Raw genomic sequence first — 15,664 nt, 5'->3', positions numbered from 1 at the left:
AATCATAGAGAAAAGAATGGAAAATGAAAAAAATAGCGCTTTTATACAATAAAGAATTAGAAAAATATAAATATGCCTCTTACCATCCTTTAAAGAGGGAAAGAATCATTTATACGATGCAAAGAATAAAAAAATACTCCAAAGGCGTTTACGACAGTTTTACCGTCCAGCCTGCCGCCATATCCGACATGAGTTTATACCATGACATTGATTATATCCGGTATCTTTACGATACAGAAAAAGATGAAACAGAATATGCCCCAAAAAAATACGGGATAGGAACCACTGATAATCCTTATTTCAAAGGAATTTTTACCGCCTCAAGCATTCATATAGGGGCAGTTAATTTAGCCGCCGATTTAATTGTTAAGGAAAATTATTCGGATGTGTTTTATTTTCCGGGAGGACTGCATCACGCAAAAAAAAATTACGCATGGGGATTTTGTTATGTAAATGACCCTGTTTACGCCATATTAAGATTGCTGGAATACGGAAAAAGGGTTTTATATGTCGATATCGACGCACATTTTTGCGACGGCGTCACGGATGCTTTTAAAAATGATCCAAGAAACAAAAAAGATTTATTAATATTGTCTTTTCATGAAAGCGGCGATTTTTTATTTCCCGCGGAGGGTTATGCCGAAGAAAAAGGTTCGGTTAATTTTCCTCTTTATCCAGGCACGGACGACTATACTTATATAATTAATTTTATAAAAGTATTCGACGAAGTTTTTCAAGGATTTAAGCCCGATGTAATAGTGGCGCAAATAGGGGCGGATACATCGAAATTTGATTTATTGTCCCATATTAATCTATCGTTAAAAGGGTATTTAAATACAATAAAAAATATTAATGAAAAAAATGTAAATAAGATATGGCTTGGCGGTGGAGGCTACAATAATAAATTTACTTCATGCGCATGGTCATCCGCGTTCAGCTTGGTTTTAGGCGATATAACGGTTAATAACATTAAAACAGATATTAAAAATGAAAAAGCCTTTAATTATGCGGAAGGCATATATAAATTTTTAGAAAAATATACGCTTAATCAAATTTAGGCCAAATTTGGATATTTTGACTTTTTATATTATCGTGGTAAACTTTATTTAGCGGGCAAAAAATGGATTGTAAAAAATATAATACTTAAAATATAACATTAAATTTAGGTGTAATATTAATTAGTGTAGGGGGTCCATATGGTAGAGCTATCGCTGTCACCGCTGAGAAAAAGGGTTAAGAGCGCGGTCGTAAGAAACACCCTTTATCTCGCAAGCAATTACATAATTCCAAAACTAACCGACGAAACGATAATCAAGATTTCCGATAAGCTAAATAATTTTAAAGCTCCTGCGGGTAAAATATTTTTTGACCATATTTTTGTAAACTTAAAGAGAAAACTCCCGTATCTTTCTAAAAATGTTAAAAAGGGGATTTTGAATAATTTTATTTCTAATTTTTTACTGTTAAGCGGCGAAAAAAGGAAAGAATTTATTGAAAAGAACGGGTTTTATCCGCCTCTTTTTTATGTAATAAGCCCGACGATGCACTGCAATTTAAAATGCTACGGGTGCTATTCGGCGAACTACGAAAGAAAAGATATGCTTTCATACGAAAAAATCAACCAAATTATCGAGGAAGGTAAAAGTTTCGGGATATTTTTCTATACCTTCTCCGGCGGAGAGCCGTTTGTAAGAAAAGATATTCTGGATATAATCGAAAAAAACAGCGATTGCTATTTTCAGATATATACGAACGGTTCGTTAATCGATGGTAAAATGGCCAAAAAGCTTGCCGACATGGGAAATGTTTTTCCATGCATCAGCGTTGAGGGTTTTGAAGACGAAACCGATGAAAGAAGGGGAAAGGGGCATTTTAAAAAGGTCGTTTCCGCGATGAAAAATCTTAAAGACAACGGAATGCTTTTTGGATTTTCGGCGACAGCCACGAGGTTTAATAACAATGTAATAGTAAGCGACGAATTTATAGACTTTTATGTTAAACAGGGATGTTTCTTAGGCTGGTATTTTAACTATATACCTATCGGCCGCGAACCCGATATGAACCTTATGCCGACGCCGGAACAGCGAAATTATCGAAGAAAGAGAGTGGTCGAAATAAGGGAAACTAAACCCATAGTTGTTGCGGATTTTTGGAATGACGGGATTCTTTCGCACGGATGCCTTTCCGGCGGCCGCGTGTATCTTCATATAAACGCGAACGGCGGCGTAGAACCATGCGTCTTTGCCCAATTTGCCGCAGATAACATATTTGATAAATCAATGGAGGATATTCTTAATTCCATGTACTTTAAATCCATTAGAAAAGAACAAATGGGTATTAAAAACAGGCTTCGCCCCTGCATGATAATAGACCATCCCGATATATTGCGAAAGGTTGTCGCCGAAGGGGGTGCGAAAGCGACGCAGGAAGGGGGTGATTCCATCATATCGGAACTAAAGGATAAGATGGATACATATTCACAGAGCTATGGAAAGATTGCCGACGCGGCTTGGGAAGAAGAATTTGACAATGGTAAGTTTTTCTACAACTATGACGGGGAAAAGATTAAATTAAATGAAGATGATTATTACAGAAGGAGTTTTTATCCTTTGGAGGGCGGAAAAACCGTAAAGAACGAAACGAAAGCTCAATAAAAATAGGGAAACATTATACTTATATGTATAAATACAAACAGGGTGTCATGTTCGGAATATCGAGACTTGACGCCCTGTTTGTTTGAGAGGCGCTTTTTTTGTTTTTATTTGCTTTGGGGCAGGTTATAATATAAAAATATGATAGCCGACATAGTTATTCCAAAAAGCGGAACCGATATTAAATTTAGTTATCTAATACCTGACGAATTTAAAAACAGTGCAGAAGTGGGTAAAGCTGTTTTAGCGCCTTTAAGAAACAAAACGGCTTACGGTTATATTTATAATCTTAAAACCAAAACCCAAATCGACCCAGTCGAATTAAAAAATATAAAATTAAAAGAAATCCATCAACTTTCGGAAGCCTCTTTTTTTAAAGAACCTCACAAAGATATATATAATTTTCTATCCTCATATTATCATGAAAATATATCGAGAGTTTTTGAAACGGCATTGCCGTCCATAGATATAAAGCACTTTGACCTCTTAGATAAATATTATAAAGAGGCAAGCGGCGGTAAAGATAACGATAAAGAAAATTATGATAGCGAAGGCTCAACCGATATTACCGATATTCCTTACAGGCTTACAAAAGACCAGATAAATTCGATCAATATAATTAAAGAGGCTATGGAGGGCGGTATTTACAAAACATTTTTACTGCACGGCGTTACCGCAAGCGGTAAAACCGAGATTTATTTCAATTTATTAGAATTTGCTTTAAATTTAAATAAGCAAGTTATTATAATTGTTCCAGAAATATTCATCACTAATCAATTTATATATCTGATAAAAAATAGATTTAAAAAGCTGGTTGAAGAAAATAGATTTGCGGTATTTCATAGCAAGGTTTCCAAAAAAGAAAAATTGGTCAACTGGTTTAAGATAATAAACGGCGATATTAAATTGATTCTGGGGGCAAGATCGGCTATTTTCGCACCATTAAAAAATTCCGGGCTTATAATAGTGGATGAGGAACACGACAGCTCTTATAAGCAACAAGCAGGACTCTTATATAACGCAAGGGATGTTGCCGTTATGGTTTCTAAAAAGGCTCCCGCTGTTTGCGTCTTGGGTTCGGCAACCCCTGCCCTTGAATCTTATTACAATGCAAAGGAACTTAAAAAATATGAATACATTTATATAAAAAACAGGATAAATGGAAAATCTATGCCTGAAGTACATATAGTAGATTTAAAAAATGAATTTAAAAATTCAGGGAAAAGAGAATTTAAAGATAAAATTATATCCAATCAGTCCACCTTGTTTATAAAAGACAATATAGATAAAAAGAGGCAGGTAATACTTTTTTTAAACAGGAGGGGATTTTCTACATTTTTAATTTGCACATCATGTGGGCATCAATTTTTTTGTAAAAATTGCGCTATATCGCTTGTTTACCATAAAGAACGCAATAAAATTACGGAAGAAAACGGGGTTTTAAAATGCCACTACTGCAACTATCAAGAAGGTGTTCCAAAATTATGCCCTGAGTGCGGAAGCGATAATATCGAACCATACGGCGCGGGTGTCCAAAAATTGGAAGATAATATAAAACAGGTATTTAGCGGTAATATTAAAGTTGAGCGGATTGACTCAGATATCGTAAAAAGCCAAAAAAAGGGTTTAGACATATTTAAAAAAATGCGGGGAAAAGAAATAGATATACTTATAGGAACTCAAATTATTACTAAAGGACATGATTTTCCGGATGTCGGGCTTGTCGTTGTGATTTTAGCGGACAGTTTGTTAAATATTCCAGATTTTAGAAGCGCCGAGAAGGCATTTCAAGTATTAACGCAGGTTTCGGGAAGAGCGGGAAGGGGCGGCCATCGGGGGAGCATCGTAATTCAGACTTTTATAGCGGACAACTATGTATTAAATTATGCGGCTATGCACGATGTAGTCGGTTTTTACGAAAAAGAGCTTGAGATAAGAAGAGAATACGGCTATCCGCCATATTCAAAAATAGCGGCAATAAGGCTCTTCGATAAAAATCTCGATGAACTTAAAGAAAAAGCGCAAAGCTTAAGGAAAATCCTCGATGAAATAATTAAATTAAACGGATTTGCAAATATATCGGTACTGGGGCCGTCTCCCTGCCCAATCGAAAAAATAGAAAATAATTTCAGGTATCAATCGATATTAAAGTCGTCCGGCGGAATGTCCAATCTGCATAAATTAATAAATATTTTAAAGCAAAATCCGCGCTTATCCAAATATTTTTCATCCCAAAAAATCATCATAGATGTTGACCCCGATGTTCTTATGTGATAGACTAAAATCTCCTAGTCGAAAAAATAAACTTATGTAATTTATATAATAATCTAATATAATAATTTAGTAGGGTAATTTTAGAGAGGGTTTTAATGAATAAGGCTGATTTCATTGAAAAATTTGCAAAAGAAAATAATATCTCCGTTAAAATATCAGGGGCTGTTGTAAATACAATACTCGATACGATAAAAGAGGCTTTGATTCAGAAAAAAAGGGTCGAAATCAGGGGTTTCGGGAGCTTTAGCGTCAAGGAGTACGATTCATATACGGGGAGAAACCCAAAAACAGGAGAAAGTATCGGAGTTCAAAATAAATTAGCCCCCTTTTTTAAGATGAGCAAGATTTACAAAAACAACCTTATTAATGAGAATGATTAGCCCTCTTAAAAATAAAAATATGGAATATAAAAATTTATTATATAGCATTTTTGTCCACATCAAAGGCATGCTTCGATGAGCTCGTGGACAAAAATATCGCCGAAGCGGGCTGGGACTTTATGGAAGGCGTTAAAAAAAACAGGATTCTTATAAAAACTTACGGCTGCCAGATGAATTTTCATGACTCAGGCTTAATCGAAGACGGTCTTTTAAAAAACGGGTTCGATAAAGCAGGCTCTCTTAGGGATGCCGACATTGTTATTCTTAATACCTGCAGCGTCAGAGAAAATGCCGACCATAAAATCGTCTCGGAGATTGGCAGATTAAAAGGCGATAAAAAAATAGTTCTTACCGGCTGCTTTGCAAGGCAGATTAAACTAAAAAGAGAGAACGGAGTTAGCGTTAATAATGCCGATATACCAGTAGATTACTGTTTTGCTCCCGATGAAATATTATCCATTCCGGAGATTCTTGCCGGTAATTTCGAAAAGAATTATAACGGCGATATAAACGATAAAGGGTTTAAGGAAGAATTTAAGGCAACGGCAAAAGACGACTATCAAAATTTTAATTTAGTCGAAGAATATTTTTATAATAAAAAGGTAGATAGCGGCTTCGCAACAATCAAGATTATCGAGGGGTGCAACAATTTTTGCTCCTATTGCATAGTCCCGTTTGTAAGAGGAAAAGAAAGGTCGATACCTTTTGAAATAATATATAACAGCGCAAAAAGATATGCGGACAAAGGGGTAAGAGAACTTCTTCTTTTAGGTCAAAATGTGAACTCTTATTTATCTCCCGAAGACGATAAAAAAGATTTTTCCTACATGCTTGAGTCGTTGACAAAAATAGACGGCATTAAAAAGATAAAATTTTTAACATCCCATCCTAAGGATTTTAATGATAAATTAATAGAATTAATTGCTTCAAACGATAAGATTTCAAAAAATATTCATCTTCCCGTTCAAGCAGGTTCGGATAGGATACTTTCCGCTATGAACAGGGGTTATATCAGGCGGGATTATTTAAATCTTATAGAAAAACTTAGAAAAAAATGCCCCGATGCCGCCTTCTCCACCGATATAATAGTCGGTTTTCCAACGGAAACTAAAGAAGACTTTAATATGACGCTCTCCCTCATAGATGAGGCGGGGTTCGATTTTCTTTTCGGATTTAAATATTCTCCGAGGCCTTTTACTAAAGCTTTTAAAATTAAAGACGATGTCTCATTGAAGGAAAAAAAAGAAAGGCTTGGGATGGTTTTCGAAAAGCAAAAGAAGGTTTTTAGTTCTATTTTAAATAATTTAAAGGGTAAACGGCTCGATGTTACGATTCTGGCCGTAGATAAAGAAAAAAATTCAGCTGAATTTAAAAACGGCATATTATTTAAAGGAGAAGGGTTAAACGATAGAACGGTATATATCGTTAATAAAGACAAATATAAAAATTTACGGATAGGGGACAAGAGAATTGCGGATATTACATATATTGAAAATAACAGGCTTTACGGAGAGGTTATTTAAATAAAATAATGATAGCGGATTTTCACACGCACACCATTTTCTCGGATGGGGAACTTATTCCTGCCGAATTAATTAGAAGGGCTATATATTCAGGGGCATACGCTCTTGCAATTACCGACCATGCCGATTTTTCTAATATAGAGCTTAATTTATCGAATATTAAAAAGATTTGTGAAAAAATAAATTCGCTATACCGGAATAATAATAAATTCAGTGTCCTGCCGGGCGTAGAGATAACCCATGTTCCGCCCGCGCTTATAAAAGACGCCGTTAATCTCGCAAGAAAATCCGGCGCGTCGATTGTTGTCGTTCACGGCGAAACACTCAGCGAACCTGTGGAAAAAGGAACAAATTTAGCGGCGCTAAATGAGGATATCGATATACTGTCCCATCCAGGTTTAATTACGGAAGACGAGGTAAAACTGGCAAAGAAAAACGGCATTTATTTAGAACTTTCGTATAGAAAGGGGCACTGTCTCGCAAACGGGCATATTAGCAATATAGCTAAAAAGTTGGGGGCAGGACTTATTATCTCGAGCGATGCCCATTCGCCTTCGGATATTTTAGACGAAACAAAATATAATAATGTCGGACTGGGAGCGGGATTGACTAAGGAAGAACTCGACAAATTAAAAGAAAATGCAATGACTTTGTTAAAAAAATATAAAATATAACGGCTGTATATACTCAAAATTGCCGATAGAAACAGGTAAAACTGTTTCAACATATAATAAATACTGGATTCCCGCTTTCGCGGGAATGACGCCCGTTGGGCGAAAACTTAAAAACCTGCAAAGTCATTCCTGCGGAAGCAGGAATCTATGCCGTATACGTATATATTTTTAAATTAATTTATTTAATAAAAAGGGGTTAAAAGGTTTTATTATGGATGGAATAGATTTCGAGGGCTTTTTTATTAGAAACAAACTATTGCTTATAGCAGGTCTTGTAATCATAGTCTTAATAGCGGGAGGAATATTCGGTTTCAGATATTATAATTACAAAAGAAATGAGAACGCCAATAAATTACTATGGAAAGGCGTAAGGCTTTATATGTCTTTTAACGGTAAAAACCAAAAAGTTCTGAACAGGTCTGTTTCCTATTTTAAAAGACTTAAAAATAAATATAACGGAACACACGCATATAAGATTTCTAAGTTTTATCTGGGACTTAGTTATATGAGAATCGGAAACCTTAAAAGGGCAATATCTTATCTGACCGAATACACTAAAATTTATCCCAAACCTGATTCAAATAACTTATCCTATTTAGCTTACAGCAACATGGCTGCTGCCTCCATGCTTCAAAAAAATTACGATAATGCTATAACTTATTTTTCCGATATGGCGAAGGTCGATAATATTAAATTACAGGAATATGCCCTGCTGGAGGAGGCATCTCTTTATACTCAAATCAAAGAGCCCAAAAAGGCTGTGGCAATTTATAAAACAATGCTGACAAACGATGCCGTAACCGGGGATAGGGGATACATAGAAAATCTTATTCAACTCAACTCATAAAATAGAATAGATGAACCCTATAAATGTATTATTTTTATGGCATTTTCACCAGCCTTATTATAAAGATAATTTCACAGGCGAGATACTGATGCCGTGGGCAAGGCTTCATGCAACCAAAGACTATTATTTTATGGGGGCTGTCCTAAAAAATTTTCCAAAAGTTCACGCCACATTTAATTATTCCCCTTCATTAATCGGTCAATTGGATGAATATGATAAAGGTTATAAGGATGCGCTCGAAAAAGAGAGATTCTTAAATATATCAAACAAAAAATTATACGAATTATCCGAAGAAGATAAACTATTTATTATAGAAAAATTTTTTCCGGCTTGCGCATCGAGCAATAACTTTTTAGAAAAAAGCAAAAGATTTAAGCAGCTTTATTATGCATTAAAAGATGCATGCGCAAGAGGAACCCTTGGCGATGAAGAAAAAATAGAATTATTTAGCTCTCAGGATTATATAGATATAATCATTTTGTTTAATATGCTGTGGATAGACCCTGTTTCGATAAATTCGGATGAATTTCTTACCGGACTTAAAAATAAGGATAAAAACTTTACGGAATTAGAAAAGGATAAATTAATAAACGAAAAGATACCAGAGATATTAAGCAGGATATTTCCCTTATTAACGGAACTTGCGGACGGAGGTCAAATAGAGCTTTCCGCAAGCCCTTATTATCACCCTATATTACCCCTGTTATGCGATACCGGTATTGCGGGCTTCCATGGAAATTTGAAACTTCCGCAGCCGTTCAGGCATCCCGAAGACGCCGATTACCAGATTAAAAGCGCGATAAATTACTTCGGCGAAAAATTAAATTATAAAGTAAATGGGATGTGGCCGTCCGAAGGAAGCGTCAGCGAAAAAACCTTAAAACTTTTTATAGATAATAATATAAAGTGGATAGCAACCGATGAAGATATACTTTCAAACTCCATAGGACTTAACTTTGCCGATTTTAATAACAGGAAACTGCTTTATAGGCCGTACGCGGTTAAAAGAGATAACAAGTATTTATATATGTTTTTTAGGGATAAAGGACTTTCCGACTTAATTGGATTTAAATACTCAAGCTATGAACCCGAAACAGCGGCCAACGACTTAATCAATAACATTAAGAATATAGCAGTAAGTCTTCAAAATTATAATGAAAATGGTTTAGCAGTTATTCCGATAATATTAGACGGTGAAAATGCATGGGAATATTATAAAAATAACGGTTATGACTTTTTTAATTATCTTTACGAGGGGTTATCAAGCGAAGAAAACGCCCAGATAATAAATACCGCGACGGTAAGCGGATATTTAAGAAAGCTGGAAAAAACGCTAAATACTGAGGATGCTCTAAAGGGAAACGCCGGCGGCAAGACTCGTGAATTTCTCGATGTTAAATGGAAATCCCCGCAAGATTTCGATTTCTCGAAGATTTATAATATCCCGACCATTTATCCAGGTTCATGGATTAACCATAACTTTAGAATATGGATCGGGGATAGCGAAGACAATAAGGCATGGGATTTATTATCAAAAACAAGAGATTATCTGATTGATAAGTCGAAATCATACGCTCAGGGACATGACCCGAAGCAAAAGCAGGACAAAATATTTGACGACAGTGGTTTAAGAATGGCATGGGAGCAAATTTATATCGCCGAGGGCAGCGATTATAACTGGTGGTACGGAGAAGACAGGACATCGGGAATAGATGAAGAATACGATCTGTTGTACAGAACACACCTTATAAATGTTTATAAGTTTTTAAACGATAATCCCCCCGATGATTATTATATACCTATAATCGAAGAAAAGAGGGTGATCAGGCCGAGATTGGATATGGTATCTTTTATAAATCCAAAAATAGACGGCTTTATAGGCAATTATTTCGAGTGGCTCGGGAGCGCAGTTTATTTTCCGAGTGTTTTGGCAGGAAAGACAATGGCTCATACGGATAGATTTATAAGAAAACTTTTTTACGGATTTAATGAGACTACCTTTTTTATGAGATTCGATTTCTTAAAAAAGGAAGATTTGGATTTACAGGATAAGATATTAAAAATAGAATTTATAAACCCTGCAAAGTTTGGAATAAATCTGGAATTTTATAAGAAAGATTCGGGGGCGGCTTTATCGGTATCGGCAAGAACGCAGGGTGGTACTAATAACAATAGCAATAAGTTATTACAGAAACAAAAATATGGAATAAAGGCCGTTTTTAAAAACATTCTCGAGATGTCGGTCCCAATCTCGGTCCTTAATGTAAGTCCGCTTAATCCAATCGATTTTTATGTAACTCTAACTTATAAAAACAATCTTCTCGAGGAAATAGAACGTTTTCCCGTCAACGGTTATTTTGAGGCAACGGTTCCCGATAAAAACTTCGAAATTATAAACTGGCTCGTGTAATTTTGTGATAGTGCCAGAATTGAATTCTGGCACTATGTTTATTTTAGTTTATGTCCCATAAGGAACATTATGTAAACTGAAAATGATGAATGAAACGAAAGTTTTTTATTTTTTACCTATTAAAATAATTTTATCATCTATTTTAAGGCTAAAAGCGTTGTCAGGGTTAATGATTATATTATTTTCTCTTTTTATCCCTACGATTATTTCACCCTTTTTTTCCTTAAAATATTTTATGGCTTCATAAAAACCTTTGCCTGCAATATTTTGCGGGACTGGTCTTTCTAATAATCCTTCTTTAAAATTTTCATCCAGAAGCTGATCGAAGAACTTAGAAGCGCCCCTAAATTTAATAGACTTTGTAAGGACTTTACTTGAAAATGAACCGGATGCGAACACCTCGTTTACGCCTATTTCTTTTAGTGCCTTTGCAATTTCTTTTTTATGAATCAGGGCGATTATATATAAATCTTTATAGCCGGCATCTGCCCTGACCGCTACCCCTGCTATTAACGATTTTGAATCGTCTTCATCGGAAATAATACATATCTTTGCATTTTTAAGGTTTGCTTTTTTTATAATATTTTCATCGGTAATATTCCCTTTAATAAATACTAAATTAGTATTGTCGGTAGGGGCTTTTTCAATCTCTGCAACTAATGTTACATTCTCGCCTTCTTTTAATATACCGTCTAACGAGGATTTAATTAAATCGCTGTACCCCAGAATTACTATATGATTTTTAAAAAAGTGGCTTTCCATTGTTCCAAATATCCTCCCGATTTTAAAATCAAACATAATCGACGAAATTGTAGCTAAAAACAGTCCTAAAGTGCCAATCCCCGCAATCATAAGCCCCATGGCAATAACCCTGCCTGCATTATTAGTCGGCGTTACATCTCCATAACCTACCGTTGTGGCAGTGGTGACTGCCCAATAAAAGGATTTAAAAAACGAAATCTTTTCATAGTAACTAAAAAGATATGCAAATGCTAAAAGAATAATTGCAAGTATAAAAAGAATTCGCAAGATGTCGGATTTATGTTTTGAGGTTATTATATTAAATTTACGAAAAAAATTTAAAAGGACATTAAACATTCTTGTAGACCCGGACCATTCTTTAAATTTAAAAAGTTAATCTGCATTAATTTAATTCAGTTTAATTTAATTTGCAAGAAGCGGTAAGCACAATTTATATATTATTATGCAATTTATTATACCACATAACGAGTTTCATTTCAGACTGACCGCCGGCATGACATGACATTAAATTTTCTTGATTTTGACGCATTTTTATTTTACAATATTTATACTAAAGCCGTTTTAAAACAAAAATGTGCGAAAAATATAACCATATAAAATAATAAATAAGGGGAAAGAAAATAAATGAATTACGATTACGATATTACGGGAACGCGGGAAAACGCGGCCGAAGGCTTGTCCGATTTTTTCAGGGGCGTTTTTACATGGATGACTTCAGGGCTTGCAATAACAGGCGTAATTTCTTACCTTATTGCTATGGACAAGCCCGTAGTCCTTTATCTTTATACCCATGTTTTAGTGTTTTATTTATTAATCGGGCTTCAACTTGCCGCCGTATTAGGATTATCGTTTGGAATAAACAAGCTTCCCGCCGCCGTCAGCGAGGCAATATTTTTATTATATTCCGCCTTAACCGGCATTACATTTTCTTTTATTTTCTTGGTTTACACAAATCAATCTATAGGCGAGGTATTTTTTATTGCGGCCGCATCATTCGGCTTACTGGCGTTTTTAGGTTATACTACCAAAAGAGACTTAACCGAAATGGGCAATTTTATGATGGTGGGATTATTTGCAATTATAATCGCAATGTTCGTAAATTTTTTCCTTCATAGTTCCATGTTAATGTATGTTATATCAATACTTGGAGTTGTTATATTTTTAGGTTTAACCGCCTACGATATGCAAAAACTTAAACAGCTATATTTAAGCGGCTCTTTCGATGAAAGAAAGGAAACCGTTATGGGCGCTTTAACTTTATATTTAGACTTTATTAACCTTTTTTTAATGCTTTTAAATCTGTTCGGCCAAAGAAGGGATTAACCTCTTATCCTCTTCATTATTATTCATTATTATTAAGATGCTCCCCTGCCCGAAGTTCTCCTCCGTTAAAACTAAAAAAGGTTATTTATGTATAATTATTATATCTTTATATCGCTTCCCGTTATCGCCTTTTTGTTAGAATATTTAATTGTCGGCGGAATACAATACCGTTATCATATAGTAAACTTAATGGGATATATTAGCGGCTTAACGGAAAGGGTTTTTTACGGAATTTCGGGGAACTTTTTATCCGGACTCATTTTTAATGTTTCCACTCTTTTAATAATTTCCGGCATTTTTATGATTTTAAGTTTTATAATCGTAAAAATCTCGATATACCTGTTTTATGCTTTTTTCATCTATGCCGTTTCGTCTTTTATCTCGACCGGTGGCTTAAAACACGCTGCTATGGAAGTGTATAATAAGCTGAAAGATAATAACATAACGGATGCAAGGAAAAATTTAATATCGCTTGCGGGAAGGGACGGCGAGACACTCGATGTGTCCGAAATTTCAAGGGCTGCCATAGAATCCATTGCCGAAAATACAGGGGACGGCATCGGATCGGTGTTTTTTTATATAGCAGCCGGATTTTTGATTGGGCAGTGGATTAAAAGCGGCGAAGGAAATTGGAGCGCGAGCTTCCCGTTAGTTTTTGCGTTGACCTCTGCGGTAATTTATAAGACTGCCAATCTTATGGACTCGCTGGTCGGTTATAAAAATGAAAGGTATATGCGGTTTGGGAAGTTTTCTGCTAAACTTGACGATATGTTAAATTATATTCCGTTTCGATTGACGGCGTTTTTTATGATTTTATCCGTTGTTATTTTGAGAGTTTTTAGCAAAAATTATGACATTAAAAATGCGTTAAAGTCGTGGAAAAAATTTAAAAATTTACACCCAAGCCCAAATGCAGGCCAGCTTGAATCTGTTATGGCAGGCTCTTTAAGGATAAAATTAGGCGGCATAAATTATTACGGCGGAAAAATAAGCAAAAGACCCGTTATCGGATTCGAATATTACGGCAGGGCGGGCAAGGAAGATATTTTAAGGGGGATAAGGATTATGGAACTTGCTTCGCTTATTATTCTCATCTTTTACATTTCGACATCTGCGTCGTTATTAATCTTGCATTAGAATTTTATGCTATAGATAATATTTGTGCACATTATTTAATTTTTTTTGAAAATAACCTCTTGATAAAAAAACCATTACCGCGGTTATTTATCTTATTTAAAATATCATCGTCAATCTTAACCGAAACCGTCATGTCCCCGTTTTTTCCGCCAAAAACTCCGTCGTCTCCCCTGCCGCTAAATATTATAATTTTATTGCCGTTATCGTTACCGTTCGCGGCGCCGCTATTTAATATATCATCCTTTTTAAATTCCAGCGTAATTTCTTCGGATGCCTTTATTCTGCCCATACCGTTGCATATTTTGCATTTATATAAAAATATATCGCCGTATCCATTGCAATTTTGACAAACCTCGTTAATCTTTGTACTATGGTTTTTAGCGGTACCGGAACCGTTACATTGGGGACATACCGCCTTCAGCGTGCCTCTTTCCCTGCCTTCTCCGCCGCAGTCGGGACATTTTACATACCTTTGCAATTGTATAGTTTTAGTAATAAATTGCACATCCTTTGAGTTTATAACATCGCCCGTGAAATCTATCTCTATATTGACATTTCCGCCATCCCTTAACCTTGTCCTATAAGGAATAATTTTATCCCCTGATCGGTATTTTTTTAAATTATTAAATTCTTTAAAATCCTTATCGTAGGATTCTCTGAGCGCACGGTTCATCAATGTCCTGTAAGCCTCGTTCAAATCCAAAAATTTATCGGCGTTATTTGGGTTTTTATCCGGATGATACACGGATGCAAGTCTTTTATACTGGCTTTTAATTAATGTTTCGCCGGCATTTTCCTGAATTTCTAAAATCGAATAGTAGTCCTTCATATAAAACCCTATTCAAAACCCTCAAAGTTTTGTATCGCTTTTCTAAGATAATCGGGAATTCTGCGCGGCCTGAAATCGACATTGTCCACGCAGACCAAAACGGTATTGCCTTTTGCTATATTTACATCCTGTTCGCTTGAATTTTCATTTTCATTTTTACCTTTTTTAACAATATTATATAAAAAATTAAAGCTCGAATTTTTAACATATTCTATTTTTGCAAAAACTTTTAAATCGTCGTCGTATCTTGCCGGACTAAAATATTTGCAGTTAGATTCCGCAACGACAAAATAAAATCCGTCCTTTTCTATGCTTACATAGTTATAGCCGATATTTTTAAGATATTCCGTTCTCGCCACTTCAAAGAAAATGAAGTAATTGCCGTAATAGACAACCGACATCGCATCCGTTTCTTCATATCGGACTACTAATTCTGTGTAAAATTTAAAATCGTCAGTCAAATTTTATTTTATATAACCTCTAATTTTTTCATAAAGTATGTTTTTGTCGATCGGTTTTTCGACAAAATCGTTAAAACCTAACGACAAAAGGTGTTCCCGGTTGCCTGCCATAGCGTGCGCCGTAACGGCAATAACCGGCACATTTTTCGCTGCGTCCGTACATTTAAGCCTTTTAAATACTTCGATGCCGTCTATTCCCGGAAGACCTATGTCAAGTAAAATTAAAGACAGTCCGGGATTTTCATCGGCTTTTTTTATAGCCTCGTATCCATCGAGCGCCGTTATTATGTTAAAATTAAAAGGCTCAAGAAGCGCTATTAAAAGATCCATATTAATCCTATTGTCTTCGACAATAAGAATCTTGTTGCGTTGCCTGTTATTTTTTGAAGCCAT

The 15,664-nt window shown here is 35.3% G+C and carries 14 protein-coding genes; 10 read left to right on the top strand and 4 right to left on the bottom strand.

Translation table 11 applies throughout. The features are described from left to right. Positions 1-23: 23 nt before the first annotated feature. The 8 genes from EVJ47_05215 to EVJ47_05180 all read left to right on the top strand — a co-directional run bounded on the left by EVJ47_05215 (position 24) and on the right by EVJ47_05180 (position 10,759). Complete coding sequence (locus tag EVJ47_05215; GenBank protein ID RZD14571.1) at positions 24-1,058, top strand: hypothetical protein; 1,035 nt, start codon at positions 24-26, stop codon at positions 1,056-1,058. Between the two features lie 138 nt (positions 1,059-1,196). Then, positions 1,197-2,654: a radical SAM protein gene (locus EVJ47_05210; protein RZD14570.1), complete on the top strand. Its 1,458-nt coding sequence runs from the start codon at positions 1,197-1,199 to the stop codon at positions 2,652-2,654. A gap of 138 nt (positions 2,655-2,792) precedes the next feature. After that, the gene (gene priA, locus EVJ47_05205) at positions 2,793-4,925 is read left to right on the top strand and encodes a primosomal protein N' (protein RZD14569.1); all 2,133 of its coding nucleotides are present in this window, start codon (positions 2,793-2,795) and stop codon (positions 4,923-4,925) included. A 95-nt stretch (positions 4,926-5,020) separates the two neighbouring features. Continuing rightward, positions 5,021-5,305: an integration host factor subunit beta gene (locus tag EVJ47_05200; protein ID RZD14568.1), complete on the top strand. Its 285-nt coding sequence runs from the start codon at positions 5,021-5,023 to the stop codon at positions 5,303-5,305. 50 nt (positions 5,306-5,355) lie between these two features. Beyond that, positions 5,356-6,828 (top strand): tRNA (N6-isopentenyl adenosine(37)-C2)-methylthiotransferase MiaB, encoded by a 1,473-nt coding sequence (gene miaB, locus EVJ47_05195; protein ID RZD14567.1) that lies wholly within the window; start codon positions 5,356-5,358, stop codon positions 6,826-6,828. A gap of 11 nt (positions 6,829-6,839) precedes the next feature. Continuing rightward, entirely contained in the window at positions 6,840-7,502 is a 663-nt protein-coding gene (locus EVJ47_05190) for a histidinol phosphate phosphatase domain-containing protein (GenBank protein RZD14701.1), read from the top strand. A 211-nt stretch (positions 7,503-7,713) separates the two neighbouring features. Continuing rightward, the gene (locus EVJ47_05185; GenBank protein ID RZD14566.1) at positions 7,714-8,349 is read left to right on the top strand and encodes a tetratricopeptide repeat protein; all 636 of its coding nucleotides are present in this window, start codon (positions 7,714-7,716) and stop codon (positions 8,347-8,349) included. A 10-nt stretch (positions 8,350-8,359) separates the two neighbouring features. Next, the gene (locus tag EVJ47_05180; protein RZD14565.1) at positions 8,360-10,759 is read left to right on the top strand and encodes a hypothetical protein; all 2,400 of its coding nucleotides are present in this window, start codon (positions 8,360-8,362) and stop codon (positions 10,757-10,759) included. 105 nt (positions 10,760-10,864) lie between these two features. Here EVJ47_05180 and EVJ47_05175 read toward each other — a convergent pair whose 3' ends face one another. Next, entirely contained in the window at positions 10,865-11,857 is a 993-nt protein-coding gene (locus EVJ47_05175) for a potassium channel protein (GenBank protein RZD14564.1), read from the bottom strand. A 288-nt stretch (positions 11,858-12,145) separates the two neighbouring features. Between EVJ47_05175 and EVJ47_05170 the strand changes: the two genes are divergently transcribed. Next, the gene (locus EVJ47_05170; GenBank protein ID RZD14563.1) at positions 12,146-12,844 is read left to right on the top strand and encodes a Bax inhibitor-1/YccA family protein; all 699 of its coding nucleotides are present in this window, start codon (positions 12,146-12,148) and stop codon (positions 12,842-12,844) included. 87 nt (positions 12,845-12,931) lie between these two features. Further along, complete coding sequence (gene cobD, locus EVJ47_05165; protein ID RZD14562.1) at positions 12,932-13,981, top strand: cobalamin biosynthesis protein CobD; 1,050 nt, start codon at positions 12,932-12,934, stop codon at positions 13,979-13,981. A gap of 31 nt (positions 13,982-14,012) precedes the next feature. On the opposite strand, the gene EVJ47_05160 is transcribed toward cobD, so the two are convergent. From EVJ47_05160 to EVJ47_05150, 3 genes are read right to left on the bottom strand one after another with little or no spacing between them, the layout of a single operon-like run. Further along, positions 14,013-14,810 (bottom strand): hypothetical protein, encoded by a 798-nt coding sequence (locus EVJ47_05160; GenBank protein RZD14561.1) that lies wholly within the window; start codon positions 14,808-14,810, stop codon positions 14,013-14,015. A gap of 8 nt (positions 14,811-14,818) precedes the next feature. Beyond that, on the bottom strand, positions 14,819-15,271 hold the full coding sequence (locus EVJ47_05155) for an acyl-CoA thioesterase (protein ID RZD14560.1): 453 nt from the start codon (positions 15,269-15,271) through the stop codon (positions 14,819-14,821). A 3-nt stretch (positions 15,272-15,274) separates the two neighbouring features. Continuing rightward, on the bottom strand, positions 15,275-15,664 hold the full coding sequence (locus EVJ47_05150) for a response regulator (protein ID RZD14559.1): 390 nt from the start codon (positions 15,662-15,664) through the stop codon (positions 15,275-15,277).

It is taken from the genome of Candidatus Acidulodesulfobacterium ferriphilum, from assembly GCA_004195035.1.
GTDB classification, from domain to species: Bacteria; SZUA-79; SZUA-79; order Acidulodesulfobacterales; family Acidulodesulfobacteraceae; genus Acidulodesulfobacterium; species Acidulodesulfobacterium ferriphilum.
Note: the sequence above shows the minus strand (reverse complement) of the source record. Positions and strands in the feature narration are given on the sequence as shown.